23 protein-coding genes and 2 pseudogenes are annotated in these 25,142 nt (G+C 52.0%); 21 read left to right on the top strand and 4 right to left on the bottom strand.

Going from position 1 to position 25,142, the window contains the following annotated elements:
• The first annotated feature begins 2 nt into the window (after positions 1-2).
• The 6 genes and pseudogenes from AWJ19_RS13285 (at position 3) to moaA (ending at position 6,332) form a co-directional block, all read left to right on the top strand.
• Positions 3-1,034: a sensor histidine kinase gene (locus AWJ19_RS13285; protein ID WP_068724602.1), complete on the top strand. Its 1,032-nt coding sequence runs from the start codon at positions 3-5 to the stop codon at positions 1,032-1,034.
• An 8-nt stretch (positions 1,035-1,042) separates the two neighbouring features.
• Positions 1,043-1,689 (top strand): annotated as a pseudogene (locus tag AWJ19_RS13280) (response regulator transcription factor).
• A gap of 22 nt (positions 1,690-1,711) precedes the next feature.
• Positions 1,712-2,239: a hemerythrin domain-containing protein gene (locus tag AWJ19_RS13275; RefSeq protein ID WP_241781730.1), complete on the top strand. Its 528-nt coding sequence runs from the start codon at positions 1,712-1,714 to the stop codon at positions 2,237-2,239.
• Between the two features lie 257 nt (positions 2,240-2,496).
• Positions 2,497-3,987, top strand: coding sequence for a nitrate/nitrite transporter (locus AWJ19_RS13270; RefSeq protein WP_068724359.1), 1,491 nt, complete (start codon positions 2,497-2,499; stop codon positions 3,985-3,987).
• 47 nt (positions 3,988-4,034) lie between these two features.
• On the top strand, positions 4,035-5,288 hold the full coding sequence (gene glp / locus AWJ19_RS13265; RefSeq protein ID WP_068724357.1) for a gephyrin-like molybdotransferase Glp: 1,254 nt from the start codon (positions 4,035-4,037) through the stop codon (positions 5,286-5,288).
• Between the two features lie 27 nt (positions 5,289-5,315).
• Positions 5,316-6,332 carry a GTP 3',8-cyclase MoaA gene (gene moaA / locus AWJ19_RS13260; RefSeq protein WP_068724356.1) on the top strand — a complete coding sequence of 339 codons (1,017 nt, stop codon included), beginning with the start codon at positions 5,316-5,318 and terminating at the stop codon, positions 6,330-6,332.
• Between the two features lie 16 nt (positions 6,333-6,348).
• On the opposite strand, the gene AWJ19_RS13255 is transcribed toward moaA, so the two are convergent.
• Positions 6,349-6,588: a hypothetical protein gene (locus AWJ19_RS13255; RefSeq protein WP_068724354.1), complete on the bottom strand. Its 240-nt coding sequence runs from the start codon at positions 6,586-6,588 to the stop codon at positions 6,349-6,351.
• A gap of 108 nt (positions 6,589-6,696) precedes the next feature.
• On the opposite strand from AWJ19_RS13255, the gene ilvB reads away from it, so the two are divergent.
• Positions 6,697-8,373, top strand: a complete 1,677-nt coding sequence (gene ilvB, locus AWJ19_RS13250) for a biosynthetic-type acetolactate synthase large subunit (protein WP_068724352.1) — start codon at positions 6,697-6,699, stop codon at positions 8,371-8,373.
• Between the two features lie 85 nt (positions 8,374-8,458).
• Here the strand turns inward: ilvB and AWJ19_RS13245 are convergent, their stop codons facing one another.
• Positions 8,459-9,172: a YwiC-like family protein gene (locus AWJ19_RS13245; RefSeq protein ID WP_068724350.1), complete on the bottom strand. Its 714-nt coding sequence runs from the start codon at positions 9,170-9,172 to the stop codon at positions 8,459-8,461.
• A 271-nt stretch (positions 9,173-9,443) separates the two neighbouring features.
• Between AWJ19_RS13245 and AWJ19_RS13240 the strand changes: the two are divergent.
• The 6 genes and pseudogenes from AWJ19_RS13240 (at position 9,444) to bshB2 (ending at position 13,282) form a co-directional block, all read left to right on the top strand.
• Positions 9,444-10,213: pseudogene (locus AWJ19_RS13240) on the top strand (amino acid ABC transporter substrate-binding protein).
• 29 nt (positions 10,214-10,242) lie between these two features.
• On the top strand, positions 10,243-10,902 hold the full coding sequence (locus AWJ19_RS13235) for an amino acid ABC transporter permease (RefSeq protein ID WP_068724348.1): 660 nt from the start codon (positions 10,243-10,245) through the stop codon (positions 10,900-10,902).
• A gap of 12 nt (positions 10,903-10,914) precedes the next feature.
• A complete protein-coding gene (locus tag AWJ19_RS13230; protein WP_082707871.1) occupies positions 10,915-11,661 on the top strand; it encodes an amino acid ABC transporter ATP-binding protein in 747 nt (248 codons plus the stop codon).
• A gap of 220 nt (positions 11,662-11,881) precedes the next feature.
• Positions 11,882-12,190 carry a hypothetical protein gene (locus AWJ19_RS13225; protein ID WP_068724345.1) on the top strand — a complete coding sequence of 103 codons (309 nt, stop codon included), beginning with the start codon at positions 11,882-11,884 and terminating at the stop codon, positions 12,188-12,190.
• 49 nt (positions 12,191-12,239) lie between these two features.
• Complete coding sequence (locus AWJ19_RS13220) at positions 12,240-12,584, top strand: YojF family protein (protein ID WP_068724343.1); 345 nt, start codon at positions 12,240-12,242, stop codon at positions 12,582-12,584.
• Positions 12,584-13,282, top strand: a complete 699-nt coding sequence (gene bshB2 / locus AWJ19_RS13215; RefSeq protein ID WP_241781729.1) for a bacillithiol biosynthesis deacetylase BshB2 — start codon at positions 12,584-12,586, stop codon at positions 13,280-13,282. The genes AWJ19_RS13220 and bshB2 overlap by 1 nt, the downstream gene beginning before the upstream one ends.
• Before the next feature lie 2 nt (positions 13,283-13,284).
• On the opposite strand, the gene AWJ19_RS13210 is transcribed toward bshB2, so the two are convergent.
• Positions 13,285-14,616 carry a uracil/xanthine transporter gene (locus AWJ19_RS13210; RefSeq protein ID WP_068724342.1) on the bottom strand — a complete coding sequence of 444 codons (1,332 nt, stop codon included), beginning with the start codon at positions 14,614-14,616 and terminating at the stop codon, positions 13,285-13,287.
• Positions 14,617-14,747: 131 nt separating this feature from the next.
• Between AWJ19_RS13210 and AWJ19_RS37610 the strand changes: the two genes are divergently transcribed.
• Both AWJ19_RS37610 and AWJ19_RS37605 read left to right on the top strand, forming a co-directional pair.
• Positions 14,748-15,104, top strand: coding sequence for a LysR family transcriptional regulator (locus AWJ19_RS37610; protein ID WP_347231113.1), 357 nt, complete (start codon positions 14,748-14,750; stop codon positions 15,102-15,104).
• Positions 15,077-15,670: a LysR family transcriptional regulator substrate-binding protein gene (locus tag AWJ19_RS37605; protein ID WP_347231117.1), complete on the top strand. Its 594-nt coding sequence runs from the start codon at positions 15,077-15,079 to the stop codon at positions 15,668-15,670. The genes AWJ19_RS37610 and AWJ19_RS37605 overlap by 28 nt, the downstream gene beginning before the upstream one ends.
• On the opposite strand, the gene AWJ19_RS13200 is transcribed toward AWJ19_RS37605, so the two are convergent.
• Positions 15,606-16,982 (bottom strand): MFS transporter, encoded by a 1,377-nt coding sequence (locus AWJ19_RS13200; RefSeq protein ID WP_068724340.1) that lies wholly within the window; start codon positions 16,980-16,982, stop codon positions 15,606-15,608. The two genes, AWJ19_RS37605 and AWJ19_RS13200, sit on opposite strands and share 65 nt — an antisense overlap.
• Positions 16,983-17,094: 112 nt before the next feature.
• Here AWJ19_RS13200 and AWJ19_RS13195 point away from each other — a divergent pair, with 112 nt between their 5' ends.
• The 6 genes from AWJ19_RS13195 (at position 17,095) to AWJ19_RS13170 (ending at position 25,098) form a co-directional block, all read left to right on the top strand.
• Positions 17,095-17,994 carry a LysR family transcriptional regulator gene (locus AWJ19_RS13195; RefSeq protein WP_068724338.1) on the top strand — a complete coding sequence of 300 codons (900 nt, stop codon included), beginning with the start codon at positions 17,095-17,097 and terminating at the stop codon, positions 17,992-17,994.
• A gap of 31 nt (positions 17,995-18,025) precedes the next feature.
• Positions 18,026-18,577 carry a GNAT family protein gene (locus tag AWJ19_RS13190; RefSeq protein ID WP_068724599.1) on the top strand — a complete coding sequence of 184 codons (552 nt, stop codon included), beginning with the start codon at positions 18,026-18,028 and terminating at the stop codon, positions 18,575-18,577.
• 81 nt (positions 18,578-18,658) lie between these two features.
• Positions 18,659-20,914, top strand: a complete 2,256-nt coding sequence (locus AWJ19_RS13185) for an excinuclease ABC subunit UvrA (RefSeq protein ID WP_068724336.1) — start codon at positions 18,659-18,661, stop codon at positions 20,912-20,914.
• Between the two features lie 229 nt (positions 20,915-21,143).
• The gene (locus AWJ19_RS13180) at positions 21,144-22,271 is read left to right on the top strand and encodes an ROK family transcriptional regulator (RefSeq protein WP_068724334.1); all 1,128 of its coding nucleotides are present in this window, start codon (positions 21,144-21,146) and stop codon (positions 22,269-22,271) included.
• Positions 22,272-22,555: 284 nt separating this feature from the next.
• Positions 22,556-24,055, top strand: coding sequence for a sugar ABC transporter ATP-binding protein (locus tag AWJ19_RS13175; protein ID WP_068724332.1), 1,500 nt, complete (start codon positions 22,556-22,558; stop codon positions 24,053-24,055).
• A 14-nt stretch (positions 24,056-24,069) separates the two neighbouring features.
• A complete protein-coding gene (locus tag AWJ19_RS13170) occupies positions 24,070-25,098 on the top strand; it encodes an ABC transporter permease (RefSeq protein ID WP_068724330.1) in 1,029 nt (342 codons plus the stop codon).
• Positions 25,099-25,142 lie beyond the last annotated feature (44 nt).

Below are 25,142 nucleotides of genomic sequence, written 5' to 3'. Positions count from 1 at the left end.
TGATGAGCAGGCTGTTCGAGAACAGCACCGAGGCCATGTTCTTTTTTGACCGGGAAGGCAAGGCACTCGCGATGAACCCGGCTGCTGAAAATATTGTTGACCAGAATATTCTGAACCAGCTGTATCAGGGAAATCCCCTGGCACTATGCGGAACCTGCCGGGGATATACAAGCGAGACGGAGCTGCGGACCTGTCTGAACTGCTATTTCAATACACCGGGCACTGAGGACTTCACTTCCTATCAGGTTTACCTTGAAACAAGGGATAAAGGAATCGTCCCTTATGCAGCCACCTTTCATACGATTGATGCCGAGCAGGGAATCCGTGTTTTCATGCTGAGGGATTTGACCAGGCAGTTCAAGACCCAGGAGAAATTCTATCAGAATAAAATGATGAAGCATGTTATTGAAGCTCAAGAGAAGGAGCGCAAACGGATCTCCCGCGAGCTGCATGACAGTGTAGCCCAGGAATTGATGAGTGCAGTCATTGACCTGCGTGTACTCAAATATATGACCGATGACGAGAAGCTGCTGCGGAAGGTGAAGCAGACCGAGGTATCCATGACCCGGCTGCTCAGCGATATCCGCAATCTCTCGGTGGAGCTGAGGCCGGCTGCGCTTGATGATTTCGGCCTGGAGGCAGCCTTCCGTTCCCACTTCAAGCGGATGGAGCAGAGCTATGGTCTTGTAATTGACTTCGAATCCCGGCTATCCGAGAAGCGCTACGGCAGCGAGATTGAAACAGTCGTCTACCGGGTGTGCCAGGAGGCAGTGCTGAATGCGCTGAAATATGCCCAGGTGGATATGGTCAAGGTTACGCTGACCGAAAAGGACGGCATCCTGCGCCTGCAGGTCGAAGATGAAGGCGTAGGCTTCCATCCTGGGGACGAACCCGGGGGAACCGGGCTGGGCCTCTTTGGTATGCAGGAACGCGCAGAGCTGGTCGGCGGCACGTTCAGCGTGGAATCACAGAAGGGCAGAGGGACAAGAATTCTGCTGCTGGTTCCTGCAGAAAAGTTACAAGGGAAGGAATGAGCGGCTGAATGAAGATTGTTATTGCAGACGATCATGCCATTGTACGCAGCGGGTTTGCGATGATCCTTAATTTTCAGGATGATATTGAAGTAATCGGAACGGCGGCAGACGGCAGAGAGGCGTATTCTCTGGTTGCCAAACACGGCCGGATATTCTGATTATGGATCTGAGCATGCCTCCGGGGGAGAGCGGGCTAATCGCGACCGGGAAGATCAAGGAGGATTATCCCGATACGAGAATTCTGATCCTGACCATGCATGATGACGAGGAATATCTGTTTCATGTTCTGAAGAACGGGGCATCCGGCTATGTGCTCAAAAGCGCTCCGGATGAGGAGCTGCTGCTGGCGATCCGGACGATCTATGAAGGCGGGACGTATATTCATCCCAAGATGGCGACCTCACTTGTCCGTGAATTCATTAAGAAGGATAAGACTGTCACAACAGAGGATCTGTTTGAGCTGTTATCCAAGCGGGAGCTGGAGATTCTGCCGCTGATTGCTAAAGGCTACGGAAACAAGGAAATTGCCGAGAAGCTGTTTATTTCCGTAAAGACAGTCGAAGCGCATAAGGCCAAGATCATGGAGAAGCTGAACCTGAAGAGCCGGCCCGAGCTGGTTGAATATGCGTTGCGTAAAAAAATGCTGGATTTCTGAACGGCGAATGGAGGGGGAGCCCGTGTCTAATGATACAGGCCTGCAGTTTTCAACACCTGCCATGCGTATTCTTGAGAATGAGCACCGCTATTTATCCTATCTGATGGGGCAATGGCATACTGCCGTGCTCTGGTTTGAACAGGACAACATTAATCTGGATGAAGGCAGGGCCAGGCTTCAAGAGCTGCGCAGGGCAATCATGGATTTTATTATTCCGCTCAATAAGCATACCGCCAAGGAAGAGGAGCATTTCTTCCCGCTGCTGGGACAGTATATCGGCTTTGAGCAGGGTCCGCTCGTTGGCATTCAGGAGGAGCACCGCGAGATTGACGGGTATATCGGGCATTTCCTACATCACACTGCCGAGGGTACTCAGCTGAACTCAGTAGAGGATATCCGTGCTGCTGCAAGGGATGCGGGGGAGGCATTTGAGGTATTGACCGTGCATTTTGTCAAAGAGGAAACGGTAGTGTTCCCGATGGCAGAGACCCTGCTGAGCCCCCGTGACCGGGAGCGGCTGTCCGGTAAACTGAATACACTGATCTCCTGAACCAGGCAGCTGCTCCAATAAGAGCAGCTGTTTTGCTTTTGCTCTGAAAGTACTAAATAGTGGAATCCCTTAACTTGCGGGGCTGTTTTATTGCCAGGAGGCAACAGAAATGCAGCCTTACTTTAATTTCAGGGTTTACCCTGTCAGGGACAGGGTACTCCCCTATATCTGAGCCGGGGGATCGGCAGATACAATGAGAACAGGAAATATTCACATAGACAATCAGGAGAATAATTGGCGAAAAAGGTGAGAATTAAATGATCAAAAAAATGCAGTTACCGCTTCAAACACTAAACCTGGTTACCGGATTTATGGTATGGGTGATTATCTCTTCACTGATGCCTTTTATTTCCGAGGACATCAGTATCCCGTCAGGCAAACTGGCCATGGTCACTGCCATACCGGTTGTACTCGGCTCGATCCTGCGGATACCGCTTGGCTATTATGCCAACATTTTAGGGGCACGCATCATATTTATGTGCAGCTTCATTCTGCTCCTGTTCCCCGTCTACTTCATCAGTGAAGCAACCACGATGGCGCACCTGATTATCGGAGGAACGTTCCTTGGAATAGGGGGCGCGGTATTCTCGGTAGGGGTAACCTCGCTGCCTAAATATTACACCAAGGATAAGCACGGGCTGGTGAACGGGATCTACGGGATCGGCAATCTCGGAACAGCGGTCACCACTTTTTCGGCTCCGATGATCGCAGCTCAGATCGGCTGGGGACCTGCGGTAAAGCTGTATCTGATTCTGCTGCTTATCTTCATTGCCCTGAATTTCTTCTTCGGGGATCGTCATGAGCCCAAGCTGAAGACACCGATCATTGAACAGATTAAAGGGGTAGCAAAAAATGAGAAGCTCTGGCTGTTCTCAATGTTCTACTTCATTACGTTTGGTTCCTTTGTAGCATTTACGATCTACCTTCCTAACTTCCTGGTTTCCAACTTTGGACTGGAAAAGGTGGATGCAGGGATGCGTACCGCCGGTTTCATCGCGGTAGCAACGTTTTTCCGTCCGGTAGGCGGATGGCTTGCCGACAAATTCCAGCCGCTGTTTCTGCTGATCGGCACGTTCAGCATCTATACAGTGGCAGCAATCATCCTTGCATTCATGCCTTCCATGGGGCTTTATACCGTCGGCTGCCTTGCCATTGCTGTAAGTGCGGGGATCGGCAACGGGGTCATTTTCAAATTAGTTCCGCTGTATTTCAACAAGCAGGCGGGGATTGCCAACGGGATCGTGTCGATGATGGGCGGCCTGGGCGGATTCTTCCCCCCAATAATGCTGTCTATCATCCATGCAGCAACCGGCCAGTATTCGATCGGCTTCATGCTGCTCTCCCAGGTTGCGCTGGCCAGTCTGGTGCTGGTGGTGTGGCTGTATTTTAATGATAAGCTCGCTCTTACTTTAGAAGTATTCAATTCAACCGGGCAAGGGATTATGGTCACAGATGTAACCGGACTGATCAAGTCGGTGAATCCGGCCTTCTCCAAGCTTACGGGCTATACAGAGGAGGAAGTCCTCGGCAAGCAGCCGAGCATCCTGAAATCTGGTAGACAATCGAAGGACTTCTATAGTTTCATGTGGAGTGAAATCAAGGCTAAAGGGATGTGGCAGGGCGAAATCTGGAATAAGCGCAAGAATGGTCAGGAGTACCTGCAGTGGCTCAACATCAGCGCTGTGAAGGATGAGACCGGTGAGGATGTGCGTTATGTAGGCACATTCAGCGATATTACGAATAAATAATTCTCCGGCGGAAGTGCCGGGTTCAAGTATAACGAAGTAAGGAGCAGATGAAGGTGGAGAAGACGAGAAATCCGGTCAGTGTGGCAGAAGCAGTGGCCAGAGTTATTGCAAAAGCCGTCCGCACAGGCACGGAAAGTGTACCGCTTGCCGAAAGCTATGGCCGCATTCTGGCGGAGCCGCTGACTGCGACTCATGATGTGCCGCATTTCACGCGTTCACCCTATGACGGCTACGCGATCCGATCGGCTGATTCTGCTGAAGCATCCGGCGGCAACCGTGTAACATTCACTGTCGTGGATCATATCGGTGCAGGCCAGGTCTCAGGTGTGACAGTAGGCGCTTATGAAGCAGTCCGGCTGATGACGGGAGCAGCGCTTCCGGCAGGTGCGGATGCGGTGGTGATGTTCGAGCAGACGGCTGAGGCCGGTCCGCTGGAATTCACGATCCGCAAAGCCTTTGCAGCCGGAGAGAATCTGTCCCTGCAGGGTGAGGATATGCAGGCCGGGGAGCAGATTATCCCGGCGGGGAGCTTTATCCAGCCCGGTACGATAGCACTGCTGGCCACATTTGGTTATGCGCAGGTCAAGGTGGCAAGGCGGCCGGTTGTCGGCATCCTGTCCACCGGAACAGAGCTGCTTGACGTTGCTTCTCCGCTCGAACCCGGCAAGATCCGCAACAGTAACGGTCCAATGATCGCTGCCCAGTTAGCCCGGATGGGCATTCCGTTCAGAATGTACGAAACAGCCGCAGATCAGCTGGAGGAAAGCCTACGGACTGTAGAGCACGCGCTCTCGGAAACGGATTGCCTCATTACAACAGGCGGGGTATCCGTCGGAGATTATGATTACCTCCCTGAAATCTATACCCGGATGGGCGCTGAGGTGCTGTTCAACAAGGTCGCGATGCGTCCGGGCAGCGTAACTACGGTTGCCGTCTCGGGTAACAAATACCTGTTCGGCCTCTCCGGCAATCCATCAGCCTGCTTTACCGGCTTCGAGCTGTTTGTCCGGCCGGCAATCCTGCAAATGACCGGAGCGGATAAGGTATATCTGCCTTACACCAAGGCAGTTCTTGCTGAGGATTTCTCCAAAGCCAATCCGTTCACCCGGTTTATCCGGGCGGTGTACGACGGATTCTCGGTGCGGCCGGCCGGATTTAACAAATCCAACGCCGTATCCTCGATCGCACGGGGGAATTCCCTGATTGTGCTGCCGGGAGGGACCAGGGGATATTCGGCAGGTACTGCTGTAGATGTGCTGCTTCTGGGCGTTGAGGAAGGAACGGATGAATGGCTGCTGTAAGCCTGCAGAAAGGGGAGGACCAGACCGATGACAGCATTACCCATACAAGATCAATTGCATCGTCCAATGCGCGATTTGCGGATATCCGTAACCGACCGGTGCAATTTCAGGTGCTCCTACTGCATGCCCAAAGAGCTGTTCGGGGATGATTATGCGTTTCTTCCCGGCAGTGAGCTGCTGACCTTTGATGAAATTCGCCGGCTTACCCGGCTGTTCGTCTCCTTAGGCGTAACCAAAATCCGTCTTACCGGCGGAGAACCGCTTCTGAGGCGTGAGCTTCCAGTACTTGTTGAGGGTATAGGTGCAATGGACGGGGTAGAGGATATGGGGTTGACCACAAACGGAGTGCTGCTGGGACAGCAGGCGGAGCCGTTATATGCTGCCGGACTGCGCAGACTCAATGTCAGCCTGGATGCACTGGACCCGGAATTATTCGGAAAAATGAACGGGCGCGGCTTAAAATCAGGGATTATTCTGCAGAACATTGACCATGCCGTAAACACAGGCTTTGAGGTTAAGGTGAATATGGTGGTGCAGCGGGGAGTCAATGAATCGGAGATTGAGCCGATGGCCCGGTATTTTAAGGAAAAGCGGATCACCCTGCGGTTCATTGAGTTCATGGATGTGGGTAATGACAACGGCTGGAGCTTTAAAAAGGTTGTCACCAAAAAAGAAATTCTGGAGCGCCTCCAAAGCAGCTTTGAAATGGAGGCACTTGGCCATAGTTACTTCGGAGAAGTTGCCGAACGTTACAGATATAAGGACAACGGGGCAGAGGTGGGCTTTATTACCTCTGTCTCAGAATCGTTTTGTTCCTCTTGTACGCGGGCAAGGCTGTCCTCCGACGGGAAATTCTACACCTGTCTGTTTGCTTCCAGCGGACTGGATCTCAGAGCTTTGCTCCGGGGCGGCGCAGATGATGCCAGCCTGCTGAAGGCAATCCGGGCGGTATGGGAGCAGCGGAGCGACCGTTACTCCGATGAGCGGACAGAGCAGACTGCCCGCAGCAGAACGAAGATTGGCATGTCCTATATCGGAGGCTAGGCGATAGGCTACGAGATCAGCTGTTAATGGAACCGGACTGGAGATCATTTTTCGCTGATTCGAAATTACCCGAACCAACCCGGCGGCGGATTTCTTCTTCGGTGAGCGGCTGGCCGATGGATCCGGTCGGGATGGCTTCCGTGCCTTCATCCACTGCTGCCCGCTCGACTCTGGCGAAGCCGGCATTCGTTCTGCGGCCGATTTGCTCGCGTTCTTCACGCGTGAGATGGACCTGTTGTTCGCTATCTTTTGCCAATGGAGATCATCCTCTCAGTATAATCTTTCACAATAATCTATCACAACATGTTACCCATAATCTGATATCCGTAAAACATATTAATGAGACAGGAGACGAATTGTACCTATGAACGGAGCCCAGCTGCTGATTCAAATGCTGATCGAAAAAGATGTGGAGACGATATTCGGATACCCGGGCGGAGCCGTATTGCCCTTGTATGATGGGTTATATGATTGTGACAGGATACAGCATATACTGGTCCGGCACGAGCAAGCGGCTGTGCATGCCGCAGATGGTTACGCCCGGGCAACCGGACTGACAGGTGTAGCGCTGGTCACCAGCGGACCGGGTGCTACAAATGCTGTGACTGGGATCGCAACGGCTTTTATGGACTCTGTTCCGCTTGTTGTCTTTACCGGCCAGGTTTCGACGGAGCTCATCGGTCTCGACAGCTTTCAGGAAGTGGATATTTATGGGATGACGATGCCGATCACCAAACATAATTATATTGTAAGGGAAATCGCTGACCTGCCGAGGATTATACATGAAGCCTTCTATGTGGCGGCAACAGGACGGCCCGGTCCGGTACTGATAGACCTTCCCAAGAACGTGATGAGTGCGGAAGTTCCGGATAGCCTGTATACCGCTGAAGCGATGAACCTCCCCTATATCCGCGGATATCAGCCCGACCATTCCATTGCCCAGGCTGATATTCAGCTGGCCGCGGAGCAGCTCAGCAGGGCGAAGCGCCCGCTTATACTGATTGGCGGCGGATGTATTCCCGATAATACACCGGAGCTGGTACGTGTATTTGCCGAGCGTTACCACCTGCCTGTGGCCAGCACCTTGATGGGTCTGGGGGCTTTCCCTTCCGGACATCCCCTGCATTTGGGCATGGTCGGGATGCACGGCAGTGTAGCTGCCAACCGTGCGCTGCAGAGCGCAGATGTGGTGCTGTGCCTTGGTGTTCGGTTCAGTGACCGTGTAACCGGCAACCGCAAAGCCTTCTCGCCATACTCCTTCAAAATCCAGGTCGATATTGATACATCCGAGCTGAACAAAAACATACATATTGACCTTGCCATTACCGGTTCATGCGGCGAAATGCTTGAACGGTTAACAGGTTATGTACATACAGCAGAGCGGATGGACTGGGAGCGTCAAATCCAGGACTGGCGCAGCCGTTCTGCGAAGGTGAGACGCAAAGCTGAGCAGAAGCTGGCCCCGCAGGATGTGATAGCTTGCCTTCAAAATGCCTCTGCAGGAGACGCCATTATTGCTACAGATGTTGGCCAGCATCAGATCTGGACAGCGACGCATTATCAGTTCACCCGGCCGCGTTCCTTCCTGACCTCGGGCGGGCTGGGCACGATGGGGTTCGGCCTGCCGGCTGCAATCGGCGCAGCGGTTGCGTATCCTGACCGCCCTGTCGTCTGTATTACAGGAGACGGAAGCATTCAGATGAACATGCAGGAAATGATGACAGCAGTTGATCTGGGCCTGAATGTCAAGGTGGCCATTTTCAAAAACGGCTATCTGGGGATGGTAAGACAATGGCAGCAGCTGTTCCTCGGCAAGCGCTATTCATCAGTTAAGATCAGCTCACCGGACTTTGTTGCCCTGGCCAAATCCTTCGGCGCTCACGGCTTCCGGGCACGTACAATGGATGAAGCGGAGCAGATGATTGATCTGGCGCTGCATACAGACGGCCTCGTAATTATGGAATTCGATATTACCGAGGAGACAAATGTATATCCGATCGTTCCGCCGGGTTCGAGCAATCAGGATATGATTGTGGAATAGACATTGAATACTTACATTAAAAAAGGATGCTTTTCTATCGAATGGCCGATAGGGAAGCATCCTCTTTCTTGTTCTCTTGTACTCTCTAAAAGTAAAAAATTAGCACTGCAGCGTATAACATGACCGAAAAACCGATTTCCGTGATGCCGGTTCGTTTGGCTGAAATTCCCGTCTTGGGCAGGATGGCTGCCCGGATCAGCAGGATCAGCAGAGGCACAAACAGAGGAGGGAACAGAAGCAGGCCTGCTGCCGCAAACAGCAGATGATAAGCGACGGATATGTAATAATACCGGGCATTGTTCCGCTCGCGGATGATTGTTTTGACATACAGGGCAGTGCCGGTAAAGTAAAGGGCCGACAAGAGGAACAGCTCTGTGGCTGTCCGCCAGCTCTCTCCCTGTCCGACGTAGAAGACCGGATATATAATCAGGGAAAAAGCAATGATCGCTGAAATATCGTTCACCAACGCGCGTTCATTTTTTGTTTTGGCAAAATAGAGATTGACAGCAAAGAGCGGCAGCAGCGGAAGCACAAACCAGATCAGATCAGGCTCGGCGATAATCAGATAGATAACAAACGGCACCAGCAGAAGCCCGTACAGCTTGAGAGGCTTGGCATATCGCTGGAATTTTCCGGTCTTGACTCCCTGCAGCAGCGGGAAGCTGAACAGATAGATCAGCAGCCAGCAGATAAACAGCGGGATATGTATGGCTTTTCCCGCCGATGAAGCAATTCCGAACAGAAAGGGAAGGATCAGCATGGCCCAGGCGCCGTGCTGGTTGGGTATATACTTCCTCATAGCATTTTCTCCTCCTACAACAAGGTATCGTGACATGGGTATGTAATATCAGCCTTATTCCATTATACCTGCTGAAATGACAGCGCTATAGTGACCCGGCACACAGCTGTATTTTGCTGTAATTAATTGTTTGCAATTTATCCATTGACAACGAAACCGATCACTCCTTTATCGACGCAATTCACATCCTATGTTATTATGATAGCCTGATAACGTGTTAACGAACTAAAGCGCGTGTGGACATTTTAATTTTACTAGGGGGATTAGAGAGATGAGACGCAAGGGAGTATGGGTTCTTTTAACGGTAATGATTATTGCAGTGATTGCAGGCTGCTCCGGATCAGGAAATGATGATAACAAGCTGGTTATCGGGATTGATGACAAGTTCGCGCCAATGGGCTTCCGGGACGAGAACAATGAAATCGTCGGCTTCGATATTGACTATGCCAAGGCAGCTGCGAAAAAATGGGCAAAGAGGTTACTTTCCAGCCAATCGACTGGTCAGCTAAAGAGTCCGAGCTGAACAGCGGACGCATCGATATGATCTGGAACGGATACACGATTACTGATGAGCGTAAGGAAAAGGTGCTGTTCACCAGACCCTATCTGGAAAACAGCCAGGTGGTAGTCGTGCTTGCCGATTCCCCGCTGGCCAAACTTGCGGATCTTGCCGGCAAAGAGCTGGGACTTCAGAGCCTGTCGTCCGCCGCTGACGCACTGGATGCAAGCCCAATCAAGGCTGAGGTTGCCGGTGTATCCGAGTTCCCGGATAACGTGCTGGCCCTGACTGACCTGAAATCGGGCCGTCTTGACGGCGTAGTTATTGATGAAGTAGTAGCCAGATACTATATGTCCATTGAGCAGAACACATACAAGCTGCTGGATGAATCCCTTGCCCCTGAGCAATATGGTGTTGGCATCAAGAAGGACAATCAGGCTTTGCTCGATGAGCTGCAGAAAGCGCTGGATGAGCTCAGCAGTGACGGAACAGCAGCCGAAATTTCTACCAAATGGTTTGGCGAAAATAAAGTATTGAACTAGATAGCTTCCTTTAGGAGTCGGTTACAGAAATGAGTATTGATTATATTATCCAGATTGCCGGGCCGATGCTGGAGGGGGCACGCACAACGGTGCTGCTGTTCCTGATCGTTATCGTCCTGTCCATCCCGCTCGGGATGCTGGTCACCCTGATGGCCAAAAGCCGGATTAAGCCGTTAGCCTGGCTGGCCCACACCTATATCTACGTGATGCGCGGCACTCCGCTGCTGCTGCAGCTGCTGTTCTTCTGCTTTGGGCTGCCGCAGATTCCGGTCATCGGAGAGTATCTGGTCATGGACCGTTTTGCTGCCGCTTGTCTAGGCTTTATCCTGAACTATGGAGCCTACTTCGCGGAAATATTCCGCGGAGGCCTGCTGTCCATTGACAAAGGACAGCATGAGGCTGCCAAGGTGCTGGGACTCAGCAAATGGCAGACACTGCGCAAGGTTATTCTCGCCCAGATGTTCCGGGTGGCGCTGCCGGCGGTAGCGAATGAGTCGATCACCCTGGTCAAAGACACTGCACTGCTCTATGCCGTAGCCGTACCGGAACTGCTGAATTACGCCAAGACCGCAGTGAACCGTGACTTTACGGTGACACCGTTTGTTGTGGCAGGCATCATCTATCTGCTGATGACACTTGTGCTGACGCTGTTCTTCAAACTGCTGGAAAAACGTTTCAAATTTGAGTAGAAGGGCTGTCCGATTATGAGCAGTATTATAGAAGTAAAAAAACTACAGAAATCCTTTGGCAGCCTGGATGTGCTGAAGCAAATTACCTTTGAAGTGAATCCCGGCGAGGTTGTGGCAGTAATCGGACCTTCCGGCTCCGGAAAAAGCACTATGCTGCGCAGTCTTGTGCATCTGGAGGAGATCACCGGCGGGAGCATCTTCATCCACGGTAAAACGCTGGCCGAGAACGGGAAATACGCCGGCAGCGCAGCGATCAGGGACATTACCGCCACAATGGGCATGGTATTCCAGCACTTCAACCTGTTCCCGCACCTGACGGTACGGGGGAATCTGGAGCTGGCCCCCAGAACGCTGAAGCGGGAGAGCAGCCAGGTAATTGCTGCGAGAAGCATGGAGCTGCTGACCAAGGTTGGTCTGGCTGACAAGGCGGATGTATATCCGTCCATGCTGTCCGGCGGGCAGAAGCAGCGGGTGGCTATCGCCAGAGCACTGATGCTGAATCCGGACATTCTGCTGTTTGACGAGCCGACATCGGCACTCGATCCTGAGCTGACCGGCGAGGTGCTACGGGTCATCCGCCAGCTGGCCGAGGAGAACATGACGATGATCATCGTGACCCATGAAATGAACTTTGCCCGTGATGTGGCAGACCGGGTATTCTTTATGGACAACGGGGAGATCGCCGAATCCGGAACACCGGAGCAAATCTTCGGCAATCCGCAGCTGGAGCGGACCCGGACTTTTTTGAATCAGGAGTAAACAGAAGAAGATTTGAAAGAGTGTGTAGCGGCGGCTATGCACTTTTTTGATATTCAGGTAGGAATTTTGTGGGGTTAATTTGTCATTATCTGCATGAATGAACATGCATAGTTTTGACAGGGGGCACAGAGAATGAGAAAATGGGATTTCGGGACAGCGGGATGGAAGGCATAAAAAGGCCTTCTTCCGCTGCAGAAATTTGTTCTTTTGGAGGCATAACATGAATCAGCGTTTTCGTATTACCCGTTCCATGCAGGAGGACAACGCGGCACAGGCGATCACTCTGGAGGAATGCAAGCAGTACTTCGCACAGCGTGCTGATTTTGCTTATTCGCAGACTTTTACCGTTAAAGGGCCAGAGAGCATTATGACCATTGAAGGGGATTTCTTCATGTGGACTTACGGTGAAACGGAAATTCCTTTCCGGCTGTATTCCGGAGATCTCTATGTGGCGGTATCCGCAGAGGCAGTCGTTCCTTTAATGATTGAGATTGCCACTGATCTTCAGGCGGATATTGTAGAAGGATAATAAATGCAGTGCAGTGACCCAGGCATTATAACTAATGAAGGAGTATACTATGCAGCCGATACAACCACAACATATACAGTCACGGATAAATGAATTATCCGGCCGGGATTTATATCTTCATCTTGAGCTTACTTCAGGCGCATATGCCAATCATCTGGACAGCTGCCGTCATCCGGCCTCCGCTTTTATCAGCAATGCGGTTATCCGTTACACCCAGGGCTCCATCTCCGGTACCGGCCCGTACCGGGTCGGGCTTAAGACCGCTCAGGGCTGGATTTACGCCGAAGGGCTTACCCATATAGATGAGCAGGATACTGAGCGTCTCATTCTGGCGGGACATGACAGCATGGGCAAGCTGGTTGTCGCCCTGCAGCTGAGTCTGGAGGCGTTCTGATGAATATGGAGGAAGTTACGAACATGAGCAATAATCAAACTGATGCTTTGCGCATTCTGGCCGTGTTCCCACATCCGGATGACGAGTCCTTTGTTGCAGCGGGCACTTTGGCCAAATACATAGCAGGAGGCGCCCAGGTGACCTTTGCCTGCCTTACTCTTGGCGAAATGGGCCGGAATATGGGCATCCCGCCCTTCGCTAACCGGGTTACTCTTCCGGGTATCCGTAAGCGGGAGCTGGAAGACTCCTGCCGGGCAATCGGCATCCAGGACCTCAGAATGCTTGGCTTCCATGACAAGATGATAGAGTTCGAGGATCAGGAGCTGCTGGATGGAACCATTCTGGAAATGCTGCAGGAGCTGAAACCTTCGATCGTGATTACATTCTATCCCGGCTACAGCGTGCACCCCGATCATGATGCGACCGGAGCTGCTGTCGTAAGAACCATCGGGCGGCTTCCTGCGGAAGAACGGCCGGTTGTCCTGTGCAGTGCCTTCTCCAGCAATCATGAGCAGATGATCGGAAAAGCGGACGTTACCATAGATGTTACCGCATTCCTGTCTTCCAAAATGGCATCCATTCAGTCGCACCGTTCACAGTTCCAGGCAGCGGAGCTTGTGGGCAGCCGGGTTCTTACCGAGGAAGAAATCATCAGCCGTTACGGCACGGAACAGTTTTGGACTTACCGGTTTAGTTAAGCTTATTTGGATGCCGGCAGGCTGGAAGCCTTGGGCTCGAATTGACTCCATGGGACAAGGTTCTCCATCACCAAGGCCAGTATGACACCAACGACCAGCCCGTTGGAAGCGAGCGGAGTCAGCAGCGGCGGAAAGTCGGCAAAGGCGGAGGCGGGAATATTCATAATTCCGATTCCGGTCAATACCGGGAGTGCTACACGGTAAATCGTTTTGGAATTAAGTGATGTGCGGCCCAGGGTATTCAGCGCCGTGCCGAACATTTGCAGGTAGGCGACAAACAGCACTGCGCTGCCGACAGACATCGGGAGCAGCGCCAGCCAGCTGCTCAAGGCCGGAATGAGGCCGACCAGCATTAGAAGTGCGGCACCGGTCATCAGGGCAGACCGTCGCAGCACCTTCGTGTTCTCAAGAAATCCTATTGAGGAGGCGAACGTGCCAAACGGAATCAGCCCGAAGCATGCGCCGGCAACCGAGAACAGATTGGTGAACAGCAGCGAGCGGATATACTGTTTCTCTGTAGCCTGCTGCTGATACAGCTTATCTGCAGCTAGCAGGCTGGTTAAGGTGTTGGTCATATTAACCAGCCCGGCAAGCAGGCCGACCATGACGATGCCCGGCACAAAGGTTGGCCTGCCCCATGGCATCCATTGCCAGACAGCAGTGTTATCAGCTGATGCTGCTCCCATGCTTCCGGAGCTGCCGAAGCAGATTACGTAGGCGATCCAGCCTGCTATGATGCCAAGCAGCAGAGAGAACTGGCTGAGCTTGCCTTTCGCCTTCAAATGAATAAAGGAAACAAACAGGATGATTACGAGAGACAGGCCGGCAAGCTTTAAATCCCATGTGCCGCCGGCGCTATAGCCGATCATGCCTTTGAAGAACGTATTGGCCAGCTGAAAGGTAAGCAGCAGAAGGTAAATGCCCATTACAACCGGTGTAAATATGCGCTGCAGCAGCTTAAGGAAGCCTAGCAGAGCCAGAAGGCTTCCGATAATGCCGGCCAGCAGAAAACCGCCGGTCAGACTCGCTGCTACGGACACGGGATTCACGCCCATCGCAGGAGCGGAGGAGATGATTCCGAGCACCAGTCCCCACCAAATCCCGGCAGGACCGTCCATTAGGGCATAACGGTGACCCCATAAGGCTTGAACGATACATAATAGTCCGGTCAGGATGAAGGAACGCTGCATGGAAGCGGTAATGTCCGCGGCAGTCATTCCCAGTGCATGGCCCACTGACAGCGGGACAAGCACGGTGTTGGTAAACAAAAAGATAAGCCACTGCACGCCTGCGGGCAGTAGGCTCAGGTGATCTTTGTACTTATTCCATACCATAATTTCATTACCAGCTTTCTGCGTTAATCTTACATAAGCATGGTAACATGAAGTGAACTATATGAATAATATTAAGTTCGTAGCAAAAGTATATGATTATCATATACTTGAATGTTAAAGGAGCTGAGCTTATGGATATCAGGCAGCTGCGTTATTTTATTGCCCTTGCGGAGGAACGGCAGGTTACCTCTGCCGCGATGAAGCTGCACATGTCCCAGCCTCCGCTAAGCCAGCAGCTTAAACTGATGGAGACGGAGCTTGGCGTGCAATTGTTTCACCGTAACGGCCGGCAGCTGGAATTGACCGCTTCCGGCAGGACGCTATATGAGCATGCCCTGACGATAACCCGCCTGATGGATGAAGCGAAGGCTGAAACCCGTGAGAGCGGACTTGGTATCCGCGGCAAGCTGTCAATCGGGGTTAATACCTTGTCCGATTCCCGGCTGCCGGCGCGCTCAGCCTGTTTCGGGAAAAGTACCCGAAGGTAACGTTCAAAATCCAGCAGAATGAAACGAACACGCTGATCCAGCTGGTCCGTGAGAAGACGCTCGATCTGGCTATTGTCCGCCTGCCGATAGATCTGGAGGATTTTGACTGCCTGATGCTGGGTGATGAGCCGCTCTATTTTGTTACCGGTGATGCAGCACCCGGCACGCTGACCCGCACGGAGGAAAGCGTTTCTTACGAAGCAATCGCCGGATACCCGCTGCTTCTTCCAAGTACGGAAGGGCTGGGGCTGTATAACCTGATTCTTGAGCATTTCCGCTCCCGCGGATTATCCCCGGTTATTATTGGAGAATGTTCTGACATCGGAATGCTTATCGAGCTGGTATCTTCCGGGTTCGGTGCGTCGATCCTTCCTGAGACTTCACTTGGCAGACATACCGGACGGAGCATCCGTTATTCCAGGATCGATGATCCCTATGCTGTATCCAGCTCAGCCGTAATCTGGCTGAAGCAGCCGTTCCTCAGCAAAGCTGCGGTGAACTTTATCGGAACCTTGCGCGCAGGCGCTGCCGGTTCAGGAATATCAGCAGAAGCGCGATTGCAGTAAGAACAAAGGCAAGCCGCCGTAAGCCGCCTGAGCTGAGCTGTCCGCCCATAATAAGACCTGTCAGCAGAGAGGACAGGATGGTCCCGAAATATCTTGAGGTATTGAACACACCTGAAGCAACACCGATGATTTCCTTGGGAGAGCTTTGAAACAGGGCGGCCTGCAGACCGACACCGCTTAGGCCGTTGCTTATTCCGAATGCAGCCAAAGCTATACATATGCTGGCAACCGGCCAGCTTCCGTTCAGCATTACCAGCCACAGTGAGCCGAACGTCATCAGCAGGGCAGACAGCATGAGGGCCGGCCCCGGTCCCGAGCGGTCTACCCAGCGTCCTGCAAACGGGGCTGCTGCGAGTGAGCACAGGCCGAGACTCAGCATAAGAATGCCTGTCTGAAAGACACTGACTTGCCGTACTGACTGCAGATAAGAGGGCAGACCGAAGAAGAGCGCATAATACAGCACGTTAACCAGCATGTATTCTACATTGACCCGGGTCATTGCCGGGTGGCGGGCAAAGGTGCGCAGGGGAATAAAGGGCGAAGCTGTTCTCAGCTCGTGCATTACAAATCCGGCAAGCAGAGTAAGTCCGCCTAAAGCCGTAAGGATCTGCCACGACGCTGCGGCTCCGGAGGACTCAAGGGACAGCACGCCAAGGAGCAGGGATGTCAGACCGGCTGCAAACAGTACAATCCCTTTGATGTCCAGGATTTCCAGCCATTTTGAGAGCGTTCTGCCATTCGCCTCAGATTCTTCCGGGCGATCCGAAGGAATGCTCCTCCAGGCCAGCGCAAAGCCGGCAGCCGTGAATGGAATATTGACCCAAAAAACCGCCTCCCAATCCCACCGCCCAATAATAACTCCTCCGATAAAAGGTCCGACTGCCGCAGCGCCAGATAAAAAGACGGACAGTACAGACAGGGCAGCAGCCTGGTTCTCCTTGATATGTATCCGTACAATGGCCATACCGACCGCAACCATCATGCTTGTCCCGATGGACTGGATAATACGGCAAACGATCAGCCAGCCAAATCCCGGCGAGAAGGGAGCCAGCATGGAGGCTGCGAAGGCAACCACCAGTCCGGCAAGAAAAATGCGCCGCCGGCCGAACAGGTCGCTGGCTTTACCCATAACCGGCTGGGCGACACTGCTGGCGATATAAAAAGCAAAAACGACCCAGGATACAGCTGTATAATCCAGCCGGTAGACTTCCTGAAGTCTGGCTAAAGCAATTGAAATCATGGAAGAATTCAATGGATTCAGCAGGACCCCCAACCCTACCGCTATTAATAACCATCTGTTACGGTTTTTCATTTCAGTGTCCTCCTTGTTATGCAAGTAATGTTATCGTAAAGGAAATCCGATATTTACTCCAATGCATTTTATGTTATGATTTCATTGACTATAAGGAATGAAGGGAGGCGCTATGGAGCTTCTGCAACTACAATATTTCGTAACGGTAGCCCGGCTTGAGCATGTAACGGAAGCTGCGCAGAGCCTACATGTTACGCAATCCTCTCTGAGCAGAACCATTGCCCGGCTTGAGGAGGATCTTGGTGTCCCGCTCTTTGACCGGAACGGCAGGCGTCTGAAGCTGAATGATTACGGCAGCAGATTTCTGCTGCGAGCGGAGCGCGTATTGTTCGAGTTAGCCCAGGGCAGGCAGGAGCTGCAGTACCTTGCCGGTCAGGAGCCCGCAACGCTGGAGCTCGCGGTAACAGCCGCAAGCGCACTTCCCAATATTCTGCGGGCCTTCCGCCAAAAGCGGCCGGATATTCACTTTCATGTACAGATGCTTACAACCAGAGAGATGACTGACTGCCTGCTAAGGGGAGAAGTAGACTTTTGTCTGTCTTCGCCATCCTTTGAAGCTGAGGAGATTGAAACCCGGATTGTATATAATGACCCGCTTATGGTTGCGGTGCCGAAAGGGCACAGGCTGGCAAACCGCTCAGCTATTGCATTGTCTGAACTGAAGAATGAATGGTTTGTGGGTGTCAAAAAAGGCTACGGGACCCGGGATCTGGCTGATTCCGTATGCAGTGCAGAGGGATTTGTACCGCATTATGTGTATGAGGGGGATGAGCCTTCAAGGCTGATCCAGCTTGTGGAAGCTGAAATCGGCATTGCGTTTATTCCCGGTACCGCGATGGATTCACGCGGAATGGTCAGCTATTTACAGGTGAATAACGATAAGCTGGTGCGGGAAATTGCCCTGCTGTGGAACAAGGGTCGTTATCTATCACCGGCCGCCTGCGAATTCCGTGAGGTTGTGATCGGGTATTTTACCGGATTAGAGCAGGTATATGTGAATGAGTCAAATTAACTTTATTAATTTTTTGCAGGTGGTGCACACAATGGACAAGACAGAGCAAGCGGATAAGCGGATTTACGTCCGATTCCCCGAGGAGACAGATGCCGCGGCATTAACAGATATTTACAAGCGTAACCGGGCATTTTTTGAGAAATATTCACCTAATGCCATTGACGATTTCTATACAGAGGAATATCAGCGTCAGCTGATAGCGAACAGCAGGTCAGACCGTGAAACGGACCGGAGATATGATTTTGTAGTATGCCACCGGGAGGACGGCCGGATTATTGGCAGTGTTGGCCTGTCATTTGTGGTAAGAGGGGCGCTGCAGAGCTGCATGATCGGCTACAGCCTGGATCAGGAGTTTAACGGCCGGGGATACATGACTGAAGCGGTTAAAATAGTCGTGCAATATGCCTTCGAGGAGCTGAAGTTTCACCGGATTACGGGTGAGGCCTCACCCAAGAACCCCGGCTCGATCCGGGTCCTGGAAAAGGCCGGCTTTCACAAGGAAGGCATTGCCCTCCGTAATGTAAAAATCAACGGCGTGTGGGAGGATCATCAGGTGCTCGCTATATTAAATCCCGCGGACTGAATGTGACCGGGTTTTGTCTGGCTGCAGATGATACAATAGCTTTGTCAGCTATAACGAACATCAACCGGAGGGATGCTTAACATGAGCGGGTCTAACCAGGAGTATATCGTCATATCAGGTGCGAGGGAAAACAACCTCAAAAATGTTTCATTGCGCATACCCAAGCGGAAGATCACTATCTTCACAGGGGTCTCCGGATCGGGTAAGTCCTCAATTGTCTTTGATACGATTGCTGCGGAATCTTCGCGTCTGCTGAATGAGAACTTCAGTATGTTCGTGCGTACCTTCCTGCCGAAGTTTCCGCAGCCGGATACCGATGCTATTGAAAACCTGAGCATGGCTGTCATTGTCGATCAGAAACGGCTGGGCGGAGGCTCTCATTCCACCATGGGCACAATCACTGATATTTCTCCAATTCTGCGTCTGCTGTTCTCCCGGGTGGGCCAGCCGCATATCGGAGGGGCAAATATGTTCTCCTTCAATGATCCTCAGGGAATGTGCCTTGAATGCAGCGGCATCGGACGCAGGCTTGGGGTCGATATGGACAAGGCCCTGGATTTGTCAAAATCACTGAACGAGGGCGCTATTCTGTTGCCGGACTATTCTGTAGGCGGCTGGGAGTGGAATATGATCGTCCAGGCCGGAGATTTTGATCTGGATAAGCGGCTCTGCGACTATACGGAAGCGGAGCTTGACCAGCTGCTGTACGCCAAAGCCAGAAAAGTAAAGATGGATTTCGCGGGTAAAGCGACCAACATTACCGTAGAAGGCGTCATCGAGAAATTTACGGGCAAATACATCAGACAGGACGTCAAAATGAAATCCGAGCGCACCCAGAAGATGGTCGCCCCCTTTATTACCGAAGGCCCGTGTCCAAGCTGTCACGGGGCAAGACTGAGCCAGGCGGCACTCGGCTGCCGGATTAACGGCTACAACATTGCCGAGCTGTCTTCGATGGAGGTTGGCGGGCTGATCCGTACCATACAGGAGATCAGCGATCCTGCTGCAGCTCCGGCTGTCAAATCGCTGACCGGACGGCTGCAGCATCTGGTGGATATCGGACTTGATTATCTGACACTGGACCGGGAGACAGATACCTTATCCGGAGGCGAATCCCAGCGGGTCAAGATGGTGAAGCATCTCAGCGGAAGTCTGGTGGATGTTACCTATATCTTTGACGAGCCGAGTGTCGGATTGCATCCCCGTGACGTACACCGCCTGAACGGGCTGCTGCAGAAGCTGCGCGATAAAGGAAATACGGTCATCGTCGTCGAGCATGATCCGGATGTCATCAAGGTGGCAGATCATATTGTGGATGTCGGGCCAAATGCCGGAAGCCGCGGCGGCAGCATTGTCTACGAAGGAAGCTACAAGGGTCTGCTGGAGTCAGGAACGTTAACGGGTACGTATCTGAAACGCCGGCTGCAATTGAAGCAAAAGTACAGGCAGGCTACCGGCAAGCTGCCGGTGAGAGAGGCTTCCCTGCATAATCTGCACAAGGTGTCCGTTGATATCCCGGCAGGGGTTTTGACGGTAGTGACCGGGGTTGCCGGTTCAGGTAAAAGTACACTGATAAATGATATCTTTCTCAGCACCCACCCGGAGGCTATCGTAATTGACCAGTCGGCAATCGGCGTATCCACCCGGTCCAATCCGGCAACCTATACCGGCATCATGGATGATGTGCGGAAGGCGTTTGCCAGTGCCAACAAGGTCAGTCCCGGCTTGTTCAGCTTCAACTCCAAAGGAGCCTGCGAGAACTGTCAGGGTCTTGGTGTGGTCTATGCCGAAATGGCGATTCTGGATACGATAAAGTTGCCGTGTGAGGTGTGCGGCGGAAGACGCTTCAAGGAAGAGGTACTGGCTTACAAGCTGAACGGCAAATCGATTGCTGAAGTACTTGAGATGACCGTGGAGCAGGCACTGGAATTCTTCGAGCTGAAGGAGGTCCGGCGTAAGCTGCAGGCGCTGAGCGATGTCGGGCTGACCTACATTACGCTCGGCCAGCCGCTCAGCACCCTGTCAGGCGGGGAGTGCCAGCGGATCAAGCTGGCCAGCGAGCTGCACAAGCAGGGCAGCATCTATGTGATGGACGAGCCGACGACTGGCCTGCACATGTCCGATATCGGCCATCTGCTGGAAATCATGGACCGGCTCGTAGACGCCGGTAACACCGTGATCGTCATCGAGCATAATCTGGAGGTTATCAGCCAGGCCGACTGGATTATTGACATGGGGCCGGACGGCGGCAGCCGGGGCGGACAGGTCGTGTACGAAGGTACGCCAGACCGGATTAGGGAAGCCGCAGAATCCATTACCGGTAAATACTTGAGTTAAGATGGATTGGATAGCCCGATCTGAACCGCCTGTTTCTGCTGGCGGCTTAGACCGGGCTGTTATTTGAGTGGAATTAAGGTTAATTGAATTGTAAGTGAATCTTGCAGATTAATATAGTGAAATTATTCACAAAATAAGCCCCAAATCATTGCAAATCCGGATGTACATAGATTATGATGAGTATAGCACATTATAGAAATACATTTATAAAAGTCGGAGGATTTGTACAATGGCAGCACAACGCTTAAACAGCATGGATGTCAAAAAAATGAACCGGAACGCGATCTACCGTTACCTGAACTACCATCCATCGACTTCCATTCAGGAGATAGCTTCGGCAGTTAACCTGAGCCTTCCGACGGTTACCCAGAATCTCAAAGAACTGCAGGAACGTGATCTGATTATAGAGACCGGGTTGTTTGAATCTACAGGAGGACGGAAGGCAAAGGCCATGGCTTGCAACAGTGTGGCAAAATACAGCATCGGTCTGGATGTAACTCGGAATCACGTCGGAATAGTGGCCATAGATCTCAGCGGAAAAATAGTGAAGAATGTCCGTCATCAGTTTCCTTTTGCCAATTCAGAGACTTATTTTCAGGGAGTGGGCAGGCTGGTAGACGAATTTGTCGCTGAATGCGCCATAGACAGCAGCAAAATTCTCGGTGTAGGCATAGCACTGCCCGCAATTCTCGAGGCTGACCGCCAGACGGTCAGCTATGCTACGGTCATAGATTTTAAAGGCGGAAATGTCCGTCAGTTCGCCGAGCATATTCCTTACGAATGCGTTTTAAGCAACGATGCCAATGCAGCAGGATTCGCCGAATTATGGGGGGAGCAGGACCTGAATAATGTCGTCTACCTCTCGCTGAACAACAGTGTAGGCGGCTCCATTATCGTCGATAACCAGATTTACACCGGCCAGAATCACCGCAGCGGGGAATTTGGCCATATGACCATCGTTCCCGGCGGCCATACCTGCTACTGCGGACAGAAGGGCTGTGTCGATGCTTATTGCTCGGCCCGCATCCTCTCGGACAGCACACAGGGCAGCATCTCTGAATTCTTCCGGCTGCTGCGCACCAGTCAAGAGCCGCAGAAATCGCTCTGGGAAGAGTATCTTGTTTATCTTGTGGTAACGATCAATAATTTGCGGATGCTCTATGATTGCGATGTGATCCTAGGCGGATACGCCGGAGCGTACATGGAGGAATACATCGACCTTCTTCAAGAACGCGTAGCAAGTAAAAACACCTTCGAAGCAGACGGCTCCTATCTGCGTGTCTGCAAATACAAGCTGGAGGCAACTGCGGTAGGCGCAGCCCTGGAGCTTGTTGCCGGATTCATCGACAGCATCTGATTCGCGGGAACAAGCATCGTTTACAGTATAAATTGTCTTAATCAAGTCCCAGGTCATAGCGGAAATGCGCCGGAATAACGGTGCGGTCCGCTATCGGTTGGGGCTTTTTTGTGTCAGTTTTAATGACAAAAATGAATCCGCTTACAGTTCTTACTGATTTCTGTTGACAGCAAAACAATTCTGGTTATAATCTTCTTTAGGACGTTTTATAAAAGTGTATTAATAAAGATTAGGGCAAATGAAAACCGTATCTCAACACGTATCTTAATGATGGAGGGAAGGGAATGGAACAAGAGATCAAGCTTAGGGTGTCACAGATTGAAAAGTCCTTTCCGGGGGTCAAGGCATTAGACAAGATCGACTTTACGGTGAAAAAAGGGTCGGTGCATGTGCTGTGCGGCGAGAACGGTGCAGGCAAATCCACCCTGATGAAGATCATCAACGGCATTCACCAGCCGGACGGCGGACAGATCTTCATAGACGAACAGCCCGTCAAGATTGGGAGTCCAATACAGGCGCGCAGCCTTGGTATCTCGATGATTTTTCAGGAATTGAATTATGTGCCTGAAATGACGGTCGAGGAGAATCTGTTCCTTGGAAACCTGCCGGGCAAGAGGTTCGGCAACGTGGACTGGAAGGAAGTCAGACGGCGGACCACGGAGCTGCTGAAATCCGAAAATCTGCCGTATTTACCCACAACACTGCTCAAGGACCTGACGGTATCGGATATTCAAATGCTGGAGATTATGAAAGCGATTTCGAACAAATCCGACATTATCATTATGGATGAACCGACCTCTGCAATTACCCACGAGGAAGTAGAGAAGCTGTTCATCAAGATCAGGGAGCTGAAAGCCCGCGGCGTCTGCATCATCTATATCTCCCACAAGCTGGACGAAATATTTCAGATTGCCGATGAGATTACGGTGTTCCGTGACGGGACCGTTGTCGAAAGCCATCCCAAAGAGGAACTGGACATTGAGACAGTCATCTCGCTCATGGTAGGACGCAAGCTTACAAATACGTACCCGAAGGAAGACATAGAGATCGGTGATACGCTGCTGAAGGTGGAGAACCTGTGCGGTGCCGGTGGATACAAGGATGTCAGCTTCCATGTGCGTAAAGGGGAAATGGTCGGCTTCGCGGGACTGGTCGGAGCGGGAAGAACCGAGGTCATGCGCTCATTGTTCGGCCTTGATCCCATTGTATCCGGGCAGGTCTACATAAAAGGGCAAGAGGTCAATATCCGGAGTGTAGAGCAGAGTATCAGAAACGGGATGGTCATGTTATCCGAGGACAGGCGGCGGTACGGAATCATACCAATGCGTTCAGTCAGAGAGAACACCACGATATCTTCACTGCAAAAAGTGTTCTTTCGCTTCCGCTATCAACGGAAGAACGAACATGATCTTGTGTCGGAAATGTTCAGCAAGATGCGGGTTAAGACGCCGTCCACGGAGACCGTTATCGCGTCGCTCAGCGGAGGCAACCAGCAGAAGGTGGTGCTCGCCAAATGGATGCTGCTCAATCCCGACATCCTGATCCTGGATGAGCCTACCCGCGGCATCGATGTAGGTGCCAAATACGAAATCTACAAGCTGATGACCGAATTGGTGAAGGAAGGCAAAGTGGTCATCATGGTCTCCTCCGAGCTCCCCGAGCTAATCGGCATGTGCGACCGGATCTACGTAATGGCCAAAGGGACCATAACCGGGGAGCTCAGCAGGCATGAGTTCACCCAGGAGCAAATCATGAAGTTCGCCACAGGAACAACTACATCTTAACGAGGTGAAGGGAATTGAAAGAGATCAATTGGAGCCAATTCTGGAGCACGTTTAAAAAAACCTACAGCATTTATCTGGTGCTGCTGGCCTTGTTTATTGTCTGTTCTTTTGCCAATCCGAACTTTTTATCGGTTAACAATCTGACCAATATCTCCACCCAGCTTGCGGTAACTACGATTCTGGCCTTCGGCCAGACGCTGCTGATTATCAGCGGGATGCTTGACTTATCACAGGGCTCCGTGCTGGCGCTTTCCGGTGTTTTTGCAGTATCGGCCTATAAAGCTACGGGTTCTTTCACTGTCGCTATTATTACCGGCATCGTAACCGGCATCGTGTGCAACCTCATTAATGCGGTTATGATCAGCACCTTTAAGACACCTCCGTTTATCGCTACACTTGCCATGCTGACGATGGCCCGCGGGGTAGCCCTCCTGTTCACGAAAGGCCAGAATATTCTGCAGCTTGGTGATTTCACTGTACTCGGCCAAGGCTCCATCGGCTTTGTTCCGATCCCGGTCCTGTTCCTGATTGTCTTTGCCGTTATTACCTGGTATATCCTGCGGCACACCAGATTCGGCCGTTCACTTTTCGCCGTAGGCGGCAATGAAGAGGCAGCGGTCGCTTCAGGCATTAACGTGCACAGAGTCAAGTATACCGCCTTTATCATCAACGGGATTTTTGTAGGCATGGCCGGAATCCTCTTTATGTCCCGGGTCAATGCCGGTCTTCCCAACGGAGCAATCAACTATGAATTTACAGCGCTGACCGCAGCGATCATCGGAGGCACCAGCTTCTCAGGGGGCATCGGCTCCGCGGGCGGTACACTGGCCGGGGCGTTTATCGTCGGCTTTCTCGATAACATCATGAACCTGACCAATGTCGATTCCTATATGCAGCAGATTATCCGCGGCGCCATCATCGCCTTGGCGGTTATCTACGACATCCGCTCCAAAAACCGCAGAACCAAAAGCACACTGGGCCGGATCGAAGACAAGAGCATACGCAAGAAAGGCAAGGGTATTACGCCAAGCCATAAAGGATGACCGGATTAAACAGCAATGCTGTTTAAAATAAATAAAAGGGGAAG

Source organism: Paenibacillus sp. DMB5, assembly GCF_001517085.1.
In the GTDB taxonomy this organism is placed as follows: domain Bacteria; phylum Bacillota; class Bacilli; order Paenibacillales; family Paenibacillaceae; genus Paenibacillus_AQ.
This window is presented reverse-complemented; position numbering and strand designations above follow the sequence as displayed.